The sequence below is a fragment of the Chryseobacterium sp. genome (assembly GCF_008014695.1).
Classification (GTDB): Bacteria; Bacteroidota; Bacteroidia; order Flavobacteriales; family Weeksellaceae; genus Kaistella.
This window is the reverse complement of record NZ_VOXE01000001.1, coordinates 843,583-865,054: the sequence shown is the minus strand read 5'-3', so window position 1 is coordinate 865,054 and position 21,472 is coordinate 843,583. Positions and strand designations below refer to the sequence as shown.

The following is a 21,472-nucleotide window of genomic DNA, read 5'->3' as shown; positions in this document are numbered from 1 at the left end:
TCCAGCGGAAGTTTTCACAGAATTTAAACGACAGTCTCTCAAAATTTTTCTACATTTGATTAAATCATTTTCTTTATGGCTTATATCGATTATTACAGGATTCTGGGAATTGACCAGAAGGCATCACCGGAAGATATCAAAAAAGCCTACCGCAAACTGGCGCGGAAATATCATCCGGATGTGAATCCGGGAGACAAAGAAGCCGAGCGGAAATTCAAGGAAATCAACGAAGCCAACGAAGTGCTCAGCAACCCTGAAAACCGTACCAAGTATGATAAGTACGGTGAACACTGGAAACATGGTGAGGAATACGAAAAAGCCCAGCACAGCCAAAGACAGAGTCAGCAGCGACAACATTACGGCGGCGGATTTTCAGAAGAGGATTTTGGAGAGGGTGAGGATTTCTCAGATTTCTTCCAGAGCATGTTCGGCGGCGGACGCGGTTTTGCAGGAAATTCGCGCGGCAGCGCCTCGGGAAAATTCAAAGGGCAGGACGTTTCTGCAGAACTGAACCTGCATCTCCGCGATGCGGCAGCTACCCATCAGCAGACTTTTGACATCAACGGTAAAAAGGTCCGCATCACCATTCCGGCAGGTGTTGCCGATGGACAGAAAATCAAACTGAAAGGCCACGGAAATCCCGGTCATAACGGCGGACCGAACGGTGACCTCTACATCACCTTCAATATTCTCGAGGATAAACACTTTAAAAGAAATGGCGATGATTTAAGCGCAGAAGTGGACATTGATCTTTATACGGCTTTGCTTGGAGGTGAGGTCAGCATTAAAACACTCAGCGGCGACGTGAAGCTGAAGGTAAATCCCGAAACGCAGAACGGAACGAAAGTGAGACTTAAAGGCAAAGGTTTTCCGGTGTACAAAAAAGAGGGGGAATTCGGCGATCTTTTTGTGACCTACCGCATTAAGCTCCCTACCCACCTGACGGCGAAAGAAAAAGAATTATTCCAACAGTTAAAAGATTTACAGAAATGAGCGACAGAATATCCCGCGAAGAACTCGTAAAGATCTACAATATCGAAATCACCTTTTTCGATGAGCTTGAAGAATCGGGCCTGCTGAAAACGGAAAAGGAAGGAGAGGTGAAATACCTTTTCTATGATGAATTGCCTGCTTTCGAACGTTTTGTCAACTGGCATTACGACCTGGAAGTAAACCTTCCCGGTCTGGAAATCATTCACCGTCTTCTTTCGCAACTCGAGCAACTCCGCGCTGATAACCGCCGGATGCTGAAAGGAAGTTTTGCTGAAAACTGGGAAGACATTCCCTAATTCCAAAAGAAAACCCCCGGCAAAAACCGAGGGTTTATTAATCTGTCGTAAATTTAATCGAGCCAGCCCATCTGCTGCATCCACTCATCATTGTAGATTTTGGCGACGTAACGGGAACCGTGATCGTGAAGGAGTACCACAATAATATCATCCTTCGTGAACTGATCCTGCATCTGCTTCAGCGCTGAAATCGCACTTCCGGCTGAATAACCGCAGAAAATTCCTTCTTCTTTGGCGAGTTTACGGGCATAAATGGCGCCGTCTTTATCCGTCACTTTTTCGAAATGGTCGATAACGCTCATATCGAAATTTTCCGGGATGATGTCCTCACCGATTCCTTCAGTAACGTAGCTGTAAGCATGTTCCGGATGGATTTCTCCGGTTTCATGGTATTCCTTTAAGATTGAACCATAAGTATCCACTCCAATGATCTGGATGTCCGGATTTCTTTCTTTAAAAAATCTGCCGCAACCGGTTACCGTTCCTCCGGTCCCTGCGCCGGCCATAAAATGGGTGAGTTTCCCTTCGGTCTGTTCCCAGATTTCCGGTGCAGTCTGTTCATAATGCGTTTCGCGGTTTGACAGATTGTCGTACTGGTTTACATACCAGCCGTTTTCGGTTTCTTCAGCCACCCTTCGGGAAACGGAATAATAAGAACGCGGATCCGTAGGCGTAACGTCGGTTGGACAAACGATTACCTCGGCGCCAACGGCTCTTAAAATGTCACATTTTTCTTTGGACTGTTTTGCATTGGTCACGAATATACATTTATAACCTTTCACAATAGCAGCGAGGGCAAGGCCCATTCCGGTGTTGCCGGAAGTCCCTTCAATAATGGTTCCTCCCGGTTTCAGACGTCCGTCTTTTTCGGCATCTTCCACCATCTTCACCGCCATTCTGTCTTTTACGGAATTTCCCGGATTGAAAGTTTCCACTTTCGCCAAAACCAAAGCAGGAAAATCTTCTCCAAGGACTTTATTTAATTTCACCAAAGGCGTATTACCGATGGTTTCGAGGATATTCTGAGCGTATTTCATAGTATTCTTGTAAAATTAATGGATTTTTGAAGTGGCAAAGTTACCGATTATCATTTATACTGGATGGCCTTCACGGGTGAAATTTTGCTGATGAGGTAACTCGGCAGGATAAGTGCGGCTGCGGAAATCAGCAGAATTCCTACTGAAATCAAAATGGGATAAAGCGGGTTCAGATCCACCGGAACCGTGCTCACATAATAGTTTTCGGGATTGAGCTGGATGATGCCGAAAAATTTCTGGAGACTCAAAAGTCCCAGACCGATCACGTTTCCGATCAGAAGCCCCGGAATCATAATCATAAGCGTATAGTTGATGAAGATGGCTCGGATCTGTCTGTTCGTTGCACCCAGGGTTTTGAGCAGACCGATGGAATTCGTCCTCTCAATTATCAGAATGAGCAGAACCATAACGATGTTGATGACTACAACAATGAGCATAATCGTGATGATGAGCGTGATATTCGTGTCGAAAATTCCGATCCAGTCGTTGATTTGCGGATACTTTTCGGTTGCTTTTTCGATATAGTTTTTATAGCCGACCAATTTTTCAATCTCCGGAGCATCTTTGTCGATATGATTCACGTTTTTCAGAAAAATATCCAGCCCCCCGATGTCATTTTTTTCCATGTCAAGGATTCTTCTGGCATGGTTGATGCCGCCGATCACAAACTGGTCATCAATCATCTTGATATCGGTTTTGTAAATTCCTACGACCTCAAAATTACGGTAAATCGGTTTTTGATTTTCGGTGGAAAATACGGCAACAATGCTGTCTTTCACCTTTAAATGAAGGTCGGAAGCGATTTTCTGCGAAAGGGTAATACCACTGTTATATCCTTTTTCAGTAATTACCGGTGTGGTTCCGGCTATTAAAAATTTCTTAAAACGTGCATGATCGAAATCTTTTCCGATTCCCTTGAAAATAATTCCGGCAAAATTGTGTTCATTCCTTAAAATTCCCGTCACGGTTACATCGCTCTGAACCCCCGCAACATCATCCAGCTTTTTTATCTTTTCAATATCCAGGCCTTCCTTCTGCAGTACCGATGAGTTGTAGGAAGAATTGGACTGCTGGGATTTCACGGTGATGTGGCCGCTGAAATCGGCCATTCGTTCTTTGATGGCTTTTTTAGAGCCGATACCCGTGGAAATGGTGATGAGTGAAACAATGATTCCCAGTGCTACAGAGAGCCTTCCGATAAAGACAATAACCCGTGAAAGATTATTTTTGTTACCTTTGGAAAGCGCAATTTTTTTAGAAAAATAGATGGGAAAACTCAAGGAAATGATTTTAAGTGTCAAAAATATATATTTAGTTCTTATTTGCCTAATTTTTTTAGGTTTATTCGGAGATTTAAACGGACAGAATACCGACCCAAACTGTTTTAAAACAGGAGCAGACCGGCCTGAACTTTACCTTCCGCTGTTAAAAGGAAAAACGGTCGCGGTAGTCACCAATCAGACCGGACTTTTGAAAGACAGAACCTTTCTCGTGGATTTTCTGGTGAAGAACAATATTAAAGTAAAAACAATTTTTGCTCCAGAACACGGCTTCCGCGGCGATGCAGATGCCGGTGAACATGTGAAAAACGGCATTGATACCAAAACCGGGATTTCCGTCGTTTCCCTGTACGGCGACAATAAAAAACCAAAACCGGAACAGTTGAAGGGAATTGATGTCGTTCTTTTTGATATTCAGGATGTTGGCGTAAGATTTTACACCTATATTTCCACCTTGAGTTATGTAATGGAGGCCGGGGCTGAAAACGGCGTGGAAATTATAGTGCTGGACCGCCCGAATCCACACGACGGGTATATTGACGGACCGGTGATGAAAGACCGGTGGAAAACTTTCGTTGGTTTGCACAATATCCCTGTTGTTTACGGTTTAACAATGGGGGAGTACGGCAAAATGGTGAACGGTGAAAAGTGGCTGAAGAATGGAGTACAGACCAAATATACCCTGATTCCGATGCTGAATTACCATAAAAAACAGCGTTACGGCGTTTCCGATAAACCTTCGCCCAATTTACCCAATGATACTGCGATTAATCTCTATCCAAGTCTGTGTTTTTTTGAAGGAACGCAGGTTTCAGTCGGGCGCGGAACAAAACTTCCGTTTCAGATTTACGGTAGCCCTTGGACGAAGAATTTGCCCTTTCAGTTCACACCACAACCACAACCGGGTGCGAAGGATCCGTTTCTGAACGGACAATTGTGTTACGGCGAAAACCTTTCGGATTATTCGGGAGATTTAAGAGAAATTAATCTGGAATGGCTCATTAAGGCCTATAAAAATTATAGAAACCCGCAGCAGGATTTCTTTCTGAAGAATCTGTGGTTTGATAAACTGGCAGGAAGTGATGAGCTCCGGAAACAGATCATTGCCGGAAAATCGTCATCAGAAATTAAAGCTTCGTGGAAAAATGACCTGGAAGAATTTCAGAATATCCGCAGGAAATATGTGACGTACGAAGACTAGTCGAAATCGTGATGGGTATCGTCGTGCTTGTTCCGGTTAATAAACCACATTCCGATTGTTAATCCGATTACTCCGGCTAAAGCGGTCATCAAAGCTCGTTCTAGTTTATCCGTTTCCGTATTTCCAAGATAATTCATCAGAAACAGGATGACAAAAGTGATGACTGCAATTACTGCGTATTTACTGCTTTTAATGTCCATTATTTGAGTTGATAAGAAATCATGATGCCTCCGCGGTACGGAATAAATTCTCCGCTTTTGTTCCAGTGGTCTATCTCGTCGTAACGTATTCCGAGTTCTTTATGGTAGCCTTTATAGAATCCCTGATTGGCTCCTGCTCCCAGATAAACGTCTGCATTCAGCTTTTCGCTCAGTTTGAACTGGTATCCTACAGTTGCCCCAACCAATATTGAGAAACCATCCTGATAAAGGTCAGATTTCACGTATATAGGAGAGTTTACAGTTAACTGATACGGGTCGTTGCTCCAATAGTTGTATTTCTGAATAATATACCTTGCTGCTGAGATGTTTGCCCCTACATACCAATGTTTGAAAGCTTCATTGAAATAATACCTCGGTTCGAAACCCACCATATAAACCTGAGCATACTTTCCGTCGAAAGATTTCCAGGGAGAAATAAAAACATCACCCTGCACGGTATATTTGGTTCCAATCTGGTATTCTACTCCTGCATTGATGATTCCAAGCGGGATAAACAGTGCATTTCCCTTTACATAAAGCTTATTTTCGTTCTGCGCCCATGATAATGATACCATGAGAAGCAAAAAGAAAGTCAGCACTTTCTTTTTCTGCATATTATTTTATTTCTTGAAGAAGTTTTTCGGCGAGAGAGAAATCTTTTTTCCCCTGTTGCGCGAGATATTTTGACATTTCTGCATAAGATTTTGCGAGATCTTTGTTTCCGATTTTTAAAAGGATTTTGGCCAAAATATAAGTGTTTTCAACTGTTTCTCCCTTCATTACCGATTTTTCTGTCCATTCCTGAGCTTTTTGCAGTGAAGCTTTATTTTTTACATGGTCAGAAAAGATCCATGCAGCTTTAAGCAGTTCCATGTCTTCAAAAAGCGCAGGATCTTTATAGTAGGCCAATGCGGTTTTTTCGTAAGCAGAATAATTTGCCGTCTGTTCATAAAAATTCAACAACGCCTTGTTAAGGGTTTTTTCAGCTTCTTCTTTCCCTACTAAAGGCACCGCATTTTCAAGAAAATATTTTTCATTAACGGTTTTTTTTTCACTGTCGAAGGAATTCTGAAGAACTTTCTGCAGCTTCATTTCATTGTCGAACTGCGTGTACGTTTCAGCCGGCAAAAATTTAACAATTTCTTCTTTCCGTGTTTTAAATATTTTATAATTAGGATCTTCTGCAGATTTGATAAAATACAGCAGATATCCGACTTCATCTTTGGTAAGTTCTCCTTTTTTACGGGTCATGAAATATTTTTCCGAAGCTTTTTTAGCGAAATCAAAGTCGGTATTCATATTCAGTTTCATCGCATTCAGAAGAAATTCTGGACTGTCTTCTCCCTTTTCAAACCTTTCCTTCATTGAGCCTTTTATATTGTTCGGCGAATTGGCTTCTTTTCCCAGACTCAGGAACACCTCTTCAACCATATAACCCATATTCTGCGAGATCAGCTGTCCGTCTCCGTTAATGAACAGATAGGTCGGGTAAGCACGTACTCCATATTTGGCGGCAATGTCCCGTCCTTCACCTTTTTCCATGTCGAATCTGGCATTTACAAAAGAAGTGTTGTAATAATTTGCCACTGTTGGTTTTGTGAATACATTTTTCTCCATTAATTTACACGGGCCGCACCAATCGGCATATGCATCGATAAACAGGAGTTTGTTTTCCTTTTTTGCTTTTGCAATAAGTTCATTAAAGGTAAGACTCTGAAAACTGATGGATTGCTGTGCAGAAATTGTGATAATGAGAAAGAATATGATGAGGGAAGTTAATTTTTTCATTTTTTCTAAAAAGATTTATGCGAAGATAATTATATTATTTCAAAAGTGCTTTCAGAGATAGGGTTTTCCTTGTTTTTTATAGTAAAATTAGCCTTCAGCCGGTAGTTCATGGATTCGTTGTTTTATCATTTACGATATAAAGACGCCTTCGGTTCTTCAGAGCTACCTAAAGTTTAAAATTTCGCAGGAGTAAAAATTTTATGAAATATATATACATTCCCTGTTCTTAAAAGGCTCTATTTTTTTTTAAAAATGTAAATTGCGCAATGAGTAATTTTTTACATAATTTATTCAATCTGCAAGATGGGGAAGGTGATAAGCAGAAGACCCTTGAAAATGTTAAAGTAAATATTTCATTTTCCGGAGCAAACCTTTGGGTATTGGCATGCGCTATCATTGTAGCATCGGTAGGTCTTAATGTAAATTCCACAGCTGTTATCATTGGAGCGATGCTGATATCCCCTTTAATGGGGCCAATTATCGGTGCCGGTTTTGCTCTTGGGATGTTCGATTTTCCCCTGCTTAAACTGTCCTTAAAAAATTTGGTAATATCAACGCTGGTAGGACTCATCGTTTCGGCGCTGTATTTTTTTATAAGCCCTTTTAAAGAAGCCCAGTCGGAAATATTGGCCAGAATATCTCCGAATATTTACGATGTTATGATCGCTTTTTTTGGTGGCTTAGTTGGGGTAATTGCGATTACCAGAGCCGAGAAAGGCAATCCTATAGCTGGAGTGGCCATTGCTACAGCATTAATGCCACCCCTCTGCACCGCAGGATATGGATTGGCCACGGGAAATTTCAGATTCTTTTTTGGAGCGTTATTTTTATATACCATCAACTGTGTTTTTATTGGCATTGCGACATTCATCATCGTAAAATATTTAAAATATCCTGCAGTAAAGTTTGTAGACCGCAAAGAAGAACGAAAAGTGCAGAACATCATTTATTTTATGATGATAATCATTATTGTACCCAGTATTTATTTCGCTGTTTCGCTGTATAAAGAACAGTCATTCAAGCAGTTGACTGAAAAATTTATCGATTCCGAATTTCTTCAGAAAGGGAATACACTTATTTATAAAAAAACCAACTATAATACAAGCCCACGGAAAATTGAGCTTGCTTTTCTGCAAAAAACCTATTCTGATGCCGAGGTCAAAAACATCAACAAAAAACTTCGTGAATATGGACTTCAGAATACCCAGGTCATCATTAAGCAAAACGCTGCAAACAATCTTCAGAATCTACGAAATGACATTTTAAATGAGGTCGGAAAAACGTGGGTGAATGTGAATTCTGATGCAAAAAAAATATCCAATCTTGAAGCGCAGATGGCTGCAAATAACTTTGCCACCCAGCAGATTTATACTGAAGCCGCTGCTTTTGCACCAGGTCTCATTTCTCTTGGAGTTTCCAATCAGAACATTGCGACAAAAGATACGATGGTTACGAGAACAACCGTTGTATTTGACGCAAACGACAAATTCTCTGCGGCAGATGAGGAAAGATTATTGAAGTGGCTACAGGCGCGACTGAATAATAATGAGGTCATCTTAGTAAGAAAATAGAAAGAAAATTGATTAAAATTATCAACGGTAATGAAGTATAAATACAAGCGAAGGTTAGTTGATCTGAAAAACACTTTTTGGGTACGATTTATTATTATTTACTTTAAGCATCTTTACGACAGGACGACCGAAGCCAATTCTTCTCTGAAAAAGCAGTTTCTGCAGTTTTTGCCGTTTTTGGTTGCCTCGTTTATAACAGGCCTCATTGCCTATCTGTACTCACTTGTTTTTACTTTTTCCGAAAGTTTTGCCTATTATTTATTTCAGCAAAGCAGATATACGATATTTTTTCTGACACCGCTCAGCTTTCTGGTCTCCTGGTATCTGGTCCGGAGGTTTGCGAAATATTCCGCCGGAAGCGGCATTCCGCAGATTATGGCTTCTGTGGATTTGTCTAAACAGGGTACCCGACATTTGGTAAGCAATTTTTTGAGTTTTAAAGTGATCCTGATTAAAATCCTTGCAAGTGCTGTTAAGGTTTTGGGAGGTGGAATCGCCGGAAGAGAAGGACCCACCATACAGATCGCAGGATCTGTTTTTGTAGAAGTACACCGCCTGCTGCCGAAATGGTGGCTGCCCGTTTCCCAAAAAAATGTAATGATTGCCGGGGCGGCATCTGGGCTGGCTGCGGCCTTTAATACCCCGTTAGGAGGAATCATTTTCGCCATCGAAGAACTTTCGAAATTCCATATCAAGCACATTAAATCGCCACTTTTTATAGCGGTAATCATTGCCGGATTGACCGCGCAGGGTTTTGGGGGAAGTTATCTGTATCTGGGTTACCCAAAAACGGAATACCACGGATGGTTGGTGATGCTGGGAATTACTATTACAGCCATCGTTTCAGGTTATTTCGGAAGTAAAATGTGTGATGTCATTATCATGGTTATGAACTTTTTCGAAAAATTCAAAAAGAATTCGCATCAGGTCTTGATTGTGCTCTTATGTGGATTTTTTGTGGCCTTTTTTATCTTTTATTTCGGAACCGAAGCGATGGGGTCCGGAAAAGAACTCATGGAGCGGTTGCTTTTTTCCGATAACAAAAAAGTGGAGTGGTACCTGCCGTTTCTCAGAATGAACGGACTGATTGCGTCTTTCAGTTTTGGCGGAGCGGGCGGGGTTTTTGCTCCTTCATTAAGTTCCGGAGCTACTTTCGGGGCGCTGATTGCACAGTTTTTAGATTTAACCGGGCAGAACGCTAACATCCTTATTCTAATCGGGATGACGGGCTTCCTGACTGGCGTTACACGGGCACCTTTTACCTCGGCGATTATCATTCTTGAAATGACGGACCGGCACAGCATTATATTTCTTTTACTTGTGGGCGCTATTTTGGCAAATATTGTATCGACGCTCGTTAACAAACATGCATTTTACGATCTGCTAAAAGACAAATACATCAAAAGAGTCACTTAAATTTTCCCATTTTAATAAATCTGGGAATAGCTTATTTTCTTTCCGCAACCATATAAATCGGATCCTCCATGATGTTTACATCAATGATTGCAGCTGCATTTTGAAGTAAAACAATACAGTCGGGGCTTAAATGCCGAAGATGTACTTTTTTGCCTTCTTTATAATAACGGGCTGTAACGGCGTTCAATGCCTCGATGGCCGACATATCTACAACACGGCTTTCTTCAAAATCAATGATTACTTCCGCGGGATCACTGGCAATGTCAAATTTTTCTGAAAATCCGGTCACAGATCCGAAAAACAGCGGTCCGCAGATTTCATAATGTTTTACGCCGTTTTCGTCAACATACTTTCTCGCCCTGATGCGTTTTGCATTGTCCCAGGAAAACACGAGCGCTGAGATAATTACGCCAATCAGCACCGCCAAAGCAAGGTTGTGCAGGAAGACAGTGATAAGCATCACTACAATCATGACAAAAATATCGGATTTCGGCATTCTTTTAAAGATTTTGAGACTGGCCCATTCAAAGGTTCCCATCGCCACCATAATCATGACTCCGGTCAAAGCTGCCATCGGTAATTTACCGATCACAGGTGCGCCAACCAAAATGATGACCAGGATCGTTAGGGAAGCGATAATGCCGGAAAGTCTTGCTCTAGAACCTGCTGAAAGATTAACGAGCGTCTGCGCAATCATCGGGCAGCCACCCATTCCAAAGAAAAAACCGTTAAGGATATTGGCGCTTCCCTGTGCGACACATTCGCGGTTACTGTTTCCTTTTGTTACAGTAATTTCATCCACCAAATTCAGGGTTAAAAGCCCTTCCGTTAACCCTACTGCCGCCATAATTAAGCCGTAAGGAAGGATCACCTGAAAAGCTTCCAGATTCAGCGGAATATTGGGAATGTGGAATGGGGGAAAGGTTCCGCTAACGGAAGCGATATCTTCGACCTGTTTGGTGTCGATATTCAGGACCATCACCAACGTAAATACCACTACAATTGCAACCAATGAAGCCGGAATTTTTTTCGTGATTTTAGGAAAAAGGATAACGATTGCAATGGTCAGCGCAACCAAGGCGGCCATCATCAGGAAAGGAGTTCCGGTCAGCCATTCAGTATTCCCGTTTACAACTGTTTTGAACTGTTCCAGCTGCGACATAAAAATAACGATGGCGAGCCCGTTTACAAACCCAAACATCACGGGCTGCGGAACGAGCCGGATGAATTTTCCGAGTTTTAGCAGTCCGACTGCAATCTGAATGATGCCGGCGAGCGCCACGGCTCCAAAAACATATTCTAGACCGTGGGATTTCATAAGTGCGATAAGAACAATAACTGTTGCACCGGCACCTCCCGATACCATTCCAGGCCTACCACCTAAAACCGCCGTGACAAGCCCCATGATAAAAGCAGCATAAAGCCCCGTTAGTGGAGGAAAGCCGGCTAAAATCGCAAAGGAAAGCGATTCCGGAATCATCGTCATTGCAACGGTGAGACCTGCTAAAATTTCTGTTTTGTAATTTACCTTATGAGATAAATCAAATAAATTGAATGTACTTTTCATGAGTGAAATAAAAGGTTGCGAATGCTTTCAGAATTCAAAAGCATTGGAGGAAAGAAGAGATAAAATGACACCGTTTTTCGCGAAAGGCGTCAGTTCAGGGCGGTGTGACTTTGAAAAAGTGAAAACAAATATTCATCATAAGCGCGCAAAATTAAGATTTTCACGCAGACAAGCAAATAGCTATACCTGCCTTACATAATTAATCTTACCCCTCCTAAATCTGCAACTCGGTAACTGAACCGGTCGCTTGGTGAGGCGATGAACATGAAATTTTTCGGAATATTCCATTTTTTTGAAAGTTCTTCAATCAAGTCAGGTGTAAAATCACCGATAATTTCCACAAAATCAATGTCGATGTGGGGGTACGCACGGTCCAGAACTTCAATGTCTTTTTTAAGGCTTTCATTATCTTCGCCGGGCTTCATAACATTTACAATTTTCAGTTTTTTCGTGGTTTCGTTTTCTTCCACATACTGCATGACCTTGTTGAGAATAGAAACATCATCTCTTTTGGTGAAAAATACAAATTCCTGAGAGTGAATTTTATGATACATGTTCCGTAACTTTCTGTTGGAGACGACTGAAAATTTGCGAAGCGGCCGGAACGTATATTCAATGGTAACCAGTAATCCGGAAATGATCTGCGAACGGTGGAGCATAATGCCCACTATAAAAAGTGCCGGGAAAAGAAAATATAAAAAAGTCCGGAATGAAGACGGACTCAGTTTCAGATTCCCCCAAAAAGCCAGAACAATAAACCCGATGGCGATAACAACACTCAGGATAGGAGCCCTTTCGGGACGCGGTAACTTTGTTCTTTTGGCTTTCAGCAAAAGATTTCCGATGCCGAAAAGTGCCATTACCGATAAAAAAGAAAAGGTGTAAACGCCGGCTAAAGAAACCAGATTTCCACCTGTTACAAAAAGTACAAGAATGCAGAGAGCCAGAAATGCGATCGCAATCCGGTAATGAGAACCCTTTTTATTCTGTTTAAGGAAAAAGTTGGGCAGGATCCGGTCGAGTGTCATCCTGTTGATCAATCCGGAAACGCCAACAAATGAAGTAAGAACCGCTCCGCACAGTACCAAAACCGCATCTACGGAAATAAGATAGGCGAGCCATTTGCCGCCGGTAATTTCGGCAACATGCGCAAGCAGTGACTCCTGATGCTCACCAACGGTAGCGAGTGGCAGAATGAAAATAACAATCAGCGCAATAACCGGATTGAAAAAACTCACAATTGCCCACATATTTCGTAAAGTCTTTCTGAAAACGCCTTGCTGCTGCTCTTCTACGAAATTTGCGGAACTTTCGAAACCGGAAATTCCCAGCATTGCGGCAGAAAATCCGAGAAAAAGAGCCGTGAGTATGCCGCCCGATTTAATGGGAGTTTCCCAATTGAGATGAAGGGTTTCTAATCCATTGCCCGCAATAAACCAAATTCCGGCAATTACCAGAAGTGATAGTGAAATCAAATGAACGATAAAAATCACGACGGCTACAATTGCAGATTCTCCAATTCCACTGATCGTGAGCAGGGTAAAAATGAGCAGAATGACTACCGTTGCAGCTGTTACATTAATTCCGCTCCAGAGGTTATGCAGATAATGCATGGCTTCGGATCCTGAAATCACCGCCGTTGCCATGTATGACAATACAGTAAGCGATGCAGCAACTGAAGCCACCCTTTTTGAGGAAGTATTCAGCAGAACATTGTAAGCACCACCGTTCAGAGGTAATGCGCCGACCACTTCTCCGTAAATTTTCCGGAACAGAAAAAGCACCGCGGCTACTGCCAGCAAAGAAATCCAGGCGTACTGACCCGCATACATAATCGTAAGCGCCGAAACATAGAGACATGATGACGTAATATCGTTTCCACTAATCGCTGTCGACTGCAGTTCATTCAGTTTTTTATGAAGAGAATTTTCCATTTATTTTAACCTTTTTTACTAATCTGAAAATTTTATTGCGCTGCCACGAATTTTTTTCTGAAATTATTCGGGGTTTCTGAAGTTGTTTTCTTAAAGTATTTTCCGAAATGCGATTTGTCTGAAAAACCCAATTCGTACGAAATTTCGGTCACCGACATATCGGTGTTCAGCAATAGTCGTTCCGCTTCCAGAATCACGCGGTTTTGGATATAATTCTCTGCTGAAATGTCCAGCTTTTCCTTTACTACAGCATTCAGATAATTAGCGGTAATACTGAGTTTTGCAGCGTAATCAGAGGTTCTTTTTAGTTCTTTGAAATTCACATTCACGAGGTCTTTAAAATCTTCGACATAGGAAATCTTTTTATTGGTTTTAAAATCAATATAATTTTCTCCACCTGCTTTGCGGATGTATTTCAACATCGCGGCCTTCAGCAGCAAACATACAATTTCTTTACTCAGAACGGTATTCTTCGAAAATTCTTTTTGCATGTCGGATACACTCAGTAAAAATTCAGAAAATTCCGTTTTATTGAAATCTACAAACGAGGGAAGACCTGAAAAAGCTGTATCATTTTTGATCTTCATATTTCCGGTATAAATCATATTGTAAAATGATCTTGTGAATAAAACAATTTGTGCCGAAAAATTATGAAGTTCCGAAAATCGAAAAATCTGGTTGTAATTGATGTAAAAAACCCTGTCGATTTTCATGTTGTGAAGAGTGCTGTCAATCAGCAGATTTCCTGTCCCGCCATTCACAATCAGAAGCGTGAAAAATTTACTCTTAAAGGATTTTTCTTTGTTAAAGAGAAGATTCAGGTTTGAAGAATCAGACAATACGAACTCCCCGTCAAATGATCTTGAGGGTTTAAGACTGTTTATGGTAATGGAATGGATAGAAGAATTTGGATGAATGGACATAAATAGTCTGTTTTATAATTACTACAAAGATAAAACATACCACTGTTAAAATGTGGTATGTTTCACATTTTGCGTGGTATGTTTTACAACAAAGAATTATTAAAAAATTTAAATTAGTTCATATGCTGTAGAATCTTAAGTTCGGTATGATGAATTACAGAAACGACCTTTTTATCAACATAGTCGGAGTTCATTGCCCGCAGAACTGCCATATAATTCATTGTAAATTCTACCGTGTCGCCGACTTTAAAACCGGTACTGTTGGTGTCAAGGTCCAGAATAAGCATGTCTGAACTGGCGCCGATGATCTTTACGAATGGAAGGCGCGGTGTTATATTTTGATGGTCGATGTCGAGCAAACCGATATCCACAATGGCGCGGACCGAACTTTTATTTTTGTCTCTTTGATTTAATTCCGGTTTCTCGCCCGTCAGGTTGGTTCCGGCTGTTCCCGAAGGCAGTTTTGGTTTTTCTCTCAGTTCTATAATTTCAGCAGTAAGTGTGAAAACATCACTGTACATTCCGCTGATCAGGGCATCATCGTACACATCAGTACCAAAGAAAAGGGTTTCGCCGACCCTGAAATGATTGATTCCTTCCGGTATTTCATTTCTGAAGATCAAAGGCACGGTAACTGAGGAGCCGCCGGATATATAAGGTATTTTCTGATTGTATTTTTCTTCAAGAATTTCTTTGCAGCGTTTCAGGGTATGAAGTTTTTCGCGGTCCGGAAGGATTCCGTTCAGGCAGTTTAGATTGGTTCCCAAGCCTACAATTTCAATATTCGGTAACTCAAAAACACCGGAATAAAAATGCTCGAGATTTTTTACCATAATTCCTTCGCGAAGTTCACCCATTTCCACCATCAGAACCACTCTGTGAATTTTATTCTGTTTCACGGCTTCGGCGGAAAGTGCCTGCAAAGTGCGGATTTCGGTATTAAAACTCACGTCTGCAAATTCAACAATGCTTTTTACAAGGCGGTTTGCCGGTGGTTTTATGTAAATGGTAGTAGTTTTGGGAGATATTTTTTTGATTGTTTTAAGGTTGCTTAATCTGGAATCGCATATTTCTTTATCTGACATTTCCAGAAGCACCCGTAGGAATTTCTCGTTTCCGCACAAGAGTTTTCCAACAATTGCCCATTCAATTCTGTGCTGACTGAAAAGGGTATCGAGAAACGAAAAATTATGAAAAAGTTTTGATGAATTAAGGGTAATGTAGGACATTTTTATTTTTTTAACCTCATTTCGAGGTATTTACTGGTAAAACCCAATTTCTCGTACAGAAACCGGGCAGGATTTTCGGGCTCACAATGCAGTGCGATGTCGCCTTCTGCCATTTCTATTGACTTTTGCATCAGTGTTTTTCCGATTCCTTTGCCCCGTGTATTTTTGTGCGTCGCAATATACACGAGGATGTTTTCGGGAATATAGCCGCTCATGCCTGTTTTATTAATCACAACAGCGCCGTATACTTTATCAGTATCGGTCTCAATGGCGGTGATCACCAATCCCCCGGGTTTTTGGTTTTTGCCCATTGCGTACTGAACTGCATTTTCGATATCCGGTTTGGGATCGCCAAATTCATCAAGATTTTCATACAGGAAATCGGTTATTTCCTGAATTTCCTTCGCTGTGGCGTTATGCCGATCTGAATACGTATTTATTTTAATCATTTTTTAAATTTTTATCCGGGAATGGGAAGTGAGATGTCATAATGATGGGTATCTGTATTCTCTTCCGCTGATTTTTGGGTTTTAGGCTTCATGAAAAGTAAAGCCACATCAGTTTCGTTAATTATTTTTTTAAAGAAATTTTCTGCGAAAATGGATTTCCACTGCAGTTCATCTTTACCGTTAAGGATCAGAATATCGGAATTTTCTTCCCTGGAAACTTTCGAAATGGCATCGGCTTTATCGTAGGCGAAGACCAGTTCTGATTTAAAGCTTTTCATTTTTTCCTTCAGTTTGTTTTTAAGCAGAAGAAATTCCTGCCTTAACTGGGGTAAATTGTGTTCATCACACACCCCGTACAGGTTAATGACGGAGTTGTTTTTATTGGCAATGGCGAGTGCAAGATCTAATTTCGAGTCCAGATTTTCTGTTACCCGTACCGGAAAAAGGATTTTTGAAAAATCATTTTTTGTAAAACTCATTGGAACAAGCAGTACGGAACAGTTCACATTGCAAAGGACGCTGTAGGAACAGGATCCTAAAAGCAGTTTTTTCAGGTTCTGCTGACCGGATGTTCCTATGATGACCATATCTGCATCTTCCGATACAATAAGATCATTGATTGAATCTACAAGATTTCCGGTTTTTAGGGAAGTTTGAATATGTAAACCGGTATTATCTTCCAGTACTCTGTTTTTGGTAAGCGTAAGCTGCTGAATTCCGCTGTCGATATTTTGCTGAACCGTATCAGCGCCGACGATCTGTCTTCCGGTGCGGTCGGTTAAATGATACATTTCTGCCACATGAACCAGGATAATTTTTGCATGGTGACGTTTAGACATCTGTACTGCCAAACGCAGAGCATTTTCAGATTTTTCTGAAAAATCGGTGGGGACTATTAGGGTCTTGATCTTGTTTTCCATCATCATTTGATTTTCTTGCATTCTACGGTACAAAATTAAACAGGATGGGGCAGAATAGGTGTAAAGAAAAAGTGGTATTGTGGTATAAATTATTGATAATGAGTAATCTTCATGCTTTTTACTTGAACAGTAAACAAATTGTAAACATAACATTCTCAATTAATATCATTTGAAACTGCTTAGTTTAGCATTTTGCATGCCAGACCCATAAATATTCTGTATTTATTATCAATATTTTATTATTACTGTTAATTTGTGTTAAATAAATGGTTATTATGATAATAATTAAAATAATCGTGAAACTATTGTATATTTGCAACCCCTTATTTTATAGTGCAATGCTCTAAACATAAGAACTAAAATGATACCTCCTATATGAAAAAGATTTTGCTGATTGAAGAAAATAAAGTGGTTTCCTCCTCTTTAAAATTCCTTCTCGATAATTCCGGTTACACCATAAAAACCGCGAAAGACGGAAAAGAAGGACTCCGTATTTTATCTGACGACTACTTCGACCTTACGATTATTGAGCTCAAATTGCCGGTCATTAATGGTACAATGTTGATTAGTATGATTTCTGAAAGTCCTTTTCTGAAGAAAAGAGCCAATAAAATTTTCGTTATGACCAGTAATTCGACAGAAGAAATGCTGGAACAGATGTTCGAAATGGGGGCGGATGATTACCTGAAAAAACCCTTTTCAGCAACTGAGTTTCTAATGAGAACAAAAAAGCTTTTAAACTAGAATATTTGGGAAAAAGCAAACTTTTATACCTATCGGCAACCATTACTGAAGAATTCTTCAATAAATACGGGCGAGTCTTTGAATATGCTCTGCTCCTTCTTATCATCGCAGTTCTGATCCTGGTCTATTTCCTGGTTTTTTTGGTACGAAGAATAAATCTGAAGAAAATCCTCGCAAAAAGAGATGCCGAAAAACATATTCCGGCACTCGTAAACAAATATATTCTGACGCCATATCTTCAAAAAATCCCGGCAGAAGAAATACAACTGCCTCTCGATGAATTCAGAAAATTTATAGGTAAAAGCAGGTACAGGAGAACAGCGTTCATGTATGTACTGGTCGATTATATTCAGCTATTCAGTGGGAATCTCGGCGAAGTTTTCTTAAGAATCTACAATGAACTGGAACTGTATGAAAGTCTGAAGAAAGATCTGGAATCTGCGAATGTGAAAAAAATCATCTTGGCGATAGATGAACTTGATTTTTTCAAGGTTATAAGCAAAGACATCCTGAGCAGGATCACCGAGCTTCAACATCATCAAAAAGCATTGGTGAGGGAGGCTGCCAATTACTATGTGCTGCAGGTTACTGATGCCGATCTGGATCTTTTCTTCACCAATCTGCAACATCCTCTTTCTGAATGGGAGCGACTGCAGTATTATAAACTCATCATCACCAAAGAACATTCTCATTTACCGCAGTTTTACAAATGGATCACGCCTGAAGCGGAGCCTTCAAAAATCCTGTTATGTGTCGATTTGTGCATCTATTACTATCAGGTAAATGCTACTGAATGCATCCTGGATGTAATTCCGAATGACGATCCTCAGTTGAAATGCAAACTGCTGAACTCTTTGGGCAGATTTTATACTTCAAATCATGCTACTGCGATGAAAGACATCTATAAAAATTCACCGGATTTGGTCAGTAAAGTGGAGATTCTGAAAGCCCTCGGACGGATTGGGGGAGTGGATGAACTTCATTTCCTTGCTGAAAAATTCAGGGAGGAAAAAAACGGACTTCTGAAAAAAAATGCGGCGTTTTCTGCCTATAAAATAGATCCCGAGTGGACGCTGGAACATTTTGATGCCCAACCCGATACTCCGGAAGCGGTTATTTTAGGCCATATTACCAATTCCCTTTTAAAATATTAAAATGAACGACCTGTTAATTGAGATTCTGGAATTCGTGTATTTAAAGGCAATCATCTATTACAGCATTGCGCTCATGCTTTCCTATATCATACTGCTGATCTTTGCAGGAATCAGTATAGACCGCAACCTTTTTTTCAGCAGACTCCGTCATAAAGAAGATCTGCTTCAGATGAACAATGCTCCGGGAGTCAGCATTATTACTGCAGCGTTTAATGAATCTGAAACCATTACAGCCAATGTGCATTCGCTGCTGAACCTGAGTTACCCTAAATTTGAAGTGATTATTGTAAATGACGGAAGTACTGACGATACGCTGCAAAAAATGATCAACCATTTTGAACTAACTGAGGTCACTTATTTTTATGAAAAGAAGCTCGATTTCGAACCAATCAGAGGTTTTTACAAATCGTCCAACAAAGCATACGCTAATCTTTTGGTGATCGATAAAGTCAATGGTAAATCCAAAGCGGATGCGATAAATGCTGGTTTAAATGTCTCCAATTTCCCTTATTTTCTCAATACTGATGTCGACTGCGTCCTTCACCGCGATACGCTCCTCTATTTTATGAGTGAGATTCTTTCGGAAAGAAAGAGGGTCATAGCGATTGGCGCGACTCTCAGAATGTGTAATTCATTTATATATAAAAACGGAATTTTAAAAACCATTCAGTTACCGAAAAATATTTGGGTCCGCTTTCAGGAACTGGAGTATGTGAGGTCTTATCTTTTGGGAAAAATGGGATGGTCTTATTTTAATGCGGTTCCTAACGTATCCGGTGGACTGGGGTTGTTTGAAAAGGAAATCGTGATGAACGTGAAGGGATATGATTCAAAATCCTTTGGGGAAGATATGGACCTCATCATCAGAATTTGCCGATATATGCTGGAAAATAAGCTTGAATACAAGATAAAGTATATTCCTCAGGTTCTTTGCTGGACCGAGGGACCGGACAGCCTGAAGATTTTAATCCAGCAGCGGGTCCGCTGGTCAAGAGGATTATGGCGAATTTATGGGAACAATAAGAAAGTGTTTCTGAACCCGAAATATAAAAAACTTGGCTTGGTGATCTATCCTTACAATCTTTTTTTTGAAGTTCTGGCGCCGATCATCGAGTTTTCTGGGGTTGTGTTCATGATTTCGTATTACATTATTTATCAGCAGGGGATTGTTCTAATTCTGCTTTTTATCATCTATTTTTTCTCGGCATTGGTCAGCACCTTTTCAGTGCTTTACAATCAGTTCATCCATAATTATTATAAAACCCACCGAGAAGTTTACCAGCTTGTATTGACTGCTTTTCTGGAGCCGCTGATCTTCCATCCGGTCATCGTTTTTTCAGCATTGAAGGGATATGCCAACGAAATCATGAAAACCAAACACATCTGGGGCGATATGAACCGCAAAGGTTTGAAACAAATTGAAAATAATGAAGAATAAATATATACTACTCCTACTGATCTTTACCGCAATTTTCAGCAATCTGAATGCCCAGCAGGAACCCGATACCGACAAAATGCTTTCCGAAGCAATTGCAGCCCGACAGGCTCAAGATTACCCGAAAGCAGTAAAAATCGCTGAAGAGGCACTTTCCTATGCGCCGGATTACCTTGATTTCAGGATGCTGCTTGGTCGTATATACAACCAGACGAATCGGCCTGACCTTGCAATTGTACAGTTTAAAATTGCGGAACAGAGTCCGGATTATCAGAAGAATGCAAGAGGGGGTCTGGGAATTTCCTATGAACTTAAAAAAGACCGTCAAATGGCGATTGAGACGTATAAAAAATTGCATGAGCAATATCCTGATGAAGCAATTTATCTCCAAAAAATAAAAACGCTGGAAGAAAATTCTGCAGCGGTAAAATATCCTGCGGAAGTTTTAACTGCTGGAAAAAAAGCACCTCAAACGCGGGTCGCTGCCAGATTGTCTGATGAACTCAGCACCGATACCTTGAAACAGAACCGCGTTGGAATTCTGTACATGCCTGCATTCCGAAAAAACAACAGTTTTCATATTTTTTCACTGGAATATCTCAGGAAAACAGCAGATAAAAAAAACACCCTCATCGCCAGAATCAATTACGGTCTTAGAAATTCGGAAGACGGTATCCAGTTCGAAGCTGAAGATTACTGGGTGCACGGTGAAAAAAACTACTCATTTTTTAACGCCGCCTATTCAGCCAGTGAAATTTTTCCCGAATTCAGGGCAGGATATTCCCTGTATACCGCTTTTCCGAAGGGTTGGGAGCTTGAAACTGGCGCAAGATACATCCATGCCGATGACAATAATATCTATACGCTCGTTGTTGGAGCCAGCAAAGAATATGAAAAAAACTGGTTCAGTCTCAAAAATTATATTACTGAAGACCGGAAGGAGTATTATCCGTCGCATGTGCTTACGTGGAGGCATTTCCTGAATGAAAAAAGAGATTTCGTTTCTCTTATTTTAGGTTTGGGTACTTCTCCCGATCTGAAAAACTACCAGTTTTCATTTAATGGATATAAGGACAAGTCAGTCGGGTTGGGATACCAGAAAAAACTCAGTTCTCATTTTCTGGGCTCTGCCACTGCCGTTTATAACCGACTATTGGTTGGAAATCACCGTGATATAAACCGTTTTGATCTGTATTTAAATCTGTATTATCAGTTTTAATTTCATTGCCGTAAGGTTTTGATGGCAATCTACTGTTTACACTTCCTCAATCGGTACTGTTTGTTTTAAAATATAGTTTTATGAATGCCGAAAACGAACATTTCACCGTCCAAATG

At 40.6% G+C, this 21,472-nt stretch carries 20 protein-coding genes; 9 read left to right on the top strand and 11 right to left on the bottom strand.

Features of this window, described 5'->3' with window-relative positions; genetic code table 11:
- Nucleotides 1-75 precede the first annotated feature (75 nt).
- Nucleotides 76-993: a DnaJ C-terminal domain-containing protein gene (locus FUA25_RS04120; RefSeq protein ID WP_147755611.1), complete on the top strand. Its 918-nt coding sequence runs from the start codon at nucleotides 76-78 to the stop codon at nucleotides 991-993.
- Nucleotides 990-1,289 carry a chaperone modulator CbpM gene (locus FUA25_RS04115; RefSeq protein ID WP_147755610.1) on the top strand — a complete coding sequence of 100 codons (300 nt, stop codon included), beginning with the start codon at nucleotides 990-992 and terminating at the stop codon, nucleotides 1,287-1,289. Before FUA25_RS04120 ends, FUA25_RS04115 begins: the two co-directional genes overlap by 4 nt.
- 53 nt (nucleotides 1,290-1,342) lie before the next feature.
- On the opposite strand, the gene FUA25_RS04110 is transcribed toward FUA25_RS04115, so the two are convergent.
- Together FUA25_RS04110 and FUA25_RS04105 are read right to left on the bottom strand one after the other, a co-directional pair.
- Entirely contained in the window at nucleotides 1,343-2,326 is a 984-nt protein-coding gene (locus FUA25_RS04110; protein ID WP_147755609.1) for a PLP-dependent cysteine synthase family protein, read from the bottom strand.
- A 50-nt stretch (nucleotides 2,327-2,376) separates the two neighbouring features.
- Nucleotides 2,377-3,606, bottom strand: a complete 1,230-nt coding sequence (locus FUA25_RS04105) for an ABC transporter permease (RefSeq protein WP_147755608.1) — start codon at nucleotides 3,604-3,606, stop codon at nucleotides 2,377-2,379.
- 4 nt (nucleotides 3,607-3,610) lie between these two features.
- Between FUA25_RS04105 and FUA25_RS04100 the strand changes: the two genes are divergently transcribed.
- The gene (locus FUA25_RS04100) at nucleotides 3,611-4,807 is read left to right on the top strand and encodes an exo-beta-N-acetylmuramidase NamZ domain-containing protein (RefSeq protein WP_147755700.1); all 1,197 of its coding nucleotides are present in this window, start codon (nucleotides 3,611-3,613) and stop codon (nucleotides 4,805-4,807) included.
- Here FUA25_RS04100 and FUA25_RS04095 read toward each other — a convergent pair.
- From FUA25_RS04095 to FUA25_RS04085, 3 genes are read right to left on the bottom strand one after another with little or no spacing between them, the layout of a single operon-like run.
- Complete coding sequence (locus tag FUA25_RS04095) at nucleotides 4,804-5,007, bottom strand: hypothetical protein (protein WP_147755607.1); 204 nt, start codon at nucleotides 5,005-5,007, stop codon at nucleotides 4,804-4,806. The two genes, FUA25_RS04100 and FUA25_RS04095, sit on opposite strands and share 4 nt — an antisense overlap.
- Nucleotides 5,007-5,621, bottom strand: a complete 615-nt coding sequence (locus tag FUA25_RS04090) for a DUF3575 domain-containing protein (RefSeq protein WP_147755606.1) — start codon at nucleotides 5,619-5,621, stop codon at nucleotides 5,007-5,009. Before FUA25_RS04090 ends, FUA25_RS04095 begins: the two co-directional genes overlap by 1 nt.
- 1 nt (nucleotide 5,622) lies before the next feature.
- On the bottom strand, nucleotides 5,623-6,795 hold the full coding sequence (locus FUA25_RS04085; protein WP_147755605.1) for a thioredoxin fold domain-containing protein: 1,173 nt from the start codon (nucleotides 6,793-6,795) through the stop codon (nucleotides 5,623-5,625).
- 266 nt (nucleotides 6,796-7,061) lie between these two features.
- On the opposite strand from FUA25_RS04085, the gene FUA25_RS04080 reads away from it, so the two are divergent.
- Nucleotides 7,062-8,366, top strand: coding sequence for a DUF389 domain-containing protein (locus FUA25_RS04080; RefSeq protein WP_147755604.1), 1,305 nt, complete (start codon nucleotides 7,062-7,064; stop codon nucleotides 8,364-8,366).
- A 30-nt stretch (nucleotides 8,367-8,396) separates the two neighbouring features.
- Complete coding sequence (locus tag FUA25_RS04075) at nucleotides 8,397-9,782, top strand: chloride channel protein (RefSeq protein ID WP_147755603.1); 1,386 nt, start codon at nucleotides 8,397-8,399, stop codon at nucleotides 9,780-9,782.
- A gap of 31 nt (nucleotides 9,783-9,813) precedes the next feature.
- Here FUA25_RS04075 and FUA25_RS04070 read toward each other — a convergent pair whose 3' ends face one another.
- From FUA25_RS04070 to FUA25_RS04045, 6 genes are all read right to left on the bottom strand, one after another.
- The gene (locus tag FUA25_RS04070) at nucleotides 9,814-11,349 is read right to left on the bottom strand and encodes a SulP family inorganic anion transporter (protein WP_147755602.1); all 1,536 of its coding nucleotides are present in this window, start codon (nucleotides 11,347-11,349) and stop codon (nucleotides 9,814-9,816) included.
- A 191-nt stretch (nucleotides 11,350-11,540) separates the two neighbouring features.
- A complete protein-coding gene (locus FUA25_RS04065; protein WP_147755601.1) occupies nucleotides 11,541-13,283 on the bottom strand; it encodes an APC family permease in 1,743 nt (580 codons plus the stop codon).
- Nucleotides 13,284-13,315: 32 nt separating this feature from the next.
- Nucleotides 13,316-14,206, bottom strand: a complete 891-nt coding sequence (locus FUA25_RS04060) for an AraC family transcriptional regulator (RefSeq protein ID WP_147755600.1) — start codon at nucleotides 14,204-14,206, stop codon at nucleotides 13,316-13,318.
- Between the two features lie 113 nt (nucleotides 14,207-14,319).
- Nucleotides 14,320-15,435: an alanine racemase gene (locus tag FUA25_RS04055; protein ID WP_147755599.1), complete on the bottom strand. Its 1,116-nt coding sequence runs from the start codon at nucleotides 15,433-15,435 to the stop codon at nucleotides 14,320-14,322.
- A gap of 2 nt (nucleotides 15,436-15,437) precedes the next feature.
- A complete protein-coding gene (locus tag FUA25_RS04050) occupies nucleotides 15,438-15,884 on the bottom strand; it encodes a GNAT family N-acetyltransferase (protein ID WP_147755598.1) in 447 nt (148 codons plus the stop codon).
- An 11-nt stretch (nucleotides 15,885-15,895) separates the two neighbouring features.
- The gene (locus FUA25_RS04045; RefSeq protein WP_185146652.1) at nucleotides 15,896-16,825 is read right to left on the bottom strand and encodes a universal stress protein; all 930 of its coding nucleotides are present in this window, start codon (nucleotides 16,823-16,825) and stop codon (nucleotides 15,896-15,898) included.
- 354 nt (nucleotides 16,826-17,179) lie between these two features.
- Here FUA25_RS04045 and FUA25_RS04040 point away from each other — a divergent pair, with 354 nt between their 5' ends.
- From FUA25_RS04040 to FUA25_RS04025, 4 genes are read left to right on the top strand one after another with little or no spacing between them, the layout of a single operon-like run.
- Nucleotides 17,180-17,548: a response regulator transcription factor gene (locus FUA25_RS04040; protein WP_147755596.1), complete on the top strand. Its 369-nt coding sequence runs from the start codon at nucleotides 17,180-17,182 to the stop codon at nucleotides 17,546-17,548.
- Nucleotides 17,549-17,553: 5 nt separating this feature from the next.
- The gene (locus tag FUA25_RS04035; protein ID WP_147755595.1) at nucleotides 17,554-18,702 is read left to right on the top strand and encodes a hypothetical protein; all 1,149 of its coding nucleotides are present in this window, start codon (nucleotides 17,554-17,556) and stop codon (nucleotides 18,700-18,702) included.
- A gap of 1 nt (nucleotide 18,703) precedes the next feature.
- Entirely contained in the window at nucleotides 18,704-20,140 is a 1,437-nt protein-coding gene (locus FUA25_RS04030; RefSeq protein WP_147755594.1) for a glycosyltransferase family 2 protein, read from the top strand.
- A complete protein-coding gene (locus FUA25_RS04025) occupies nucleotides 20,130-21,356 on the top strand; it encodes a YaiO family outer membrane beta-barrel protein (protein ID WP_147755593.1) in 1,227 nt (408 codons plus the stop codon). Before FUA25_RS04030 ends, FUA25_RS04025 begins: the two co-directional genes overlap by 11 nt.
- Nucleotides 21,357-21,472 lie beyond the last annotated feature (116 nt).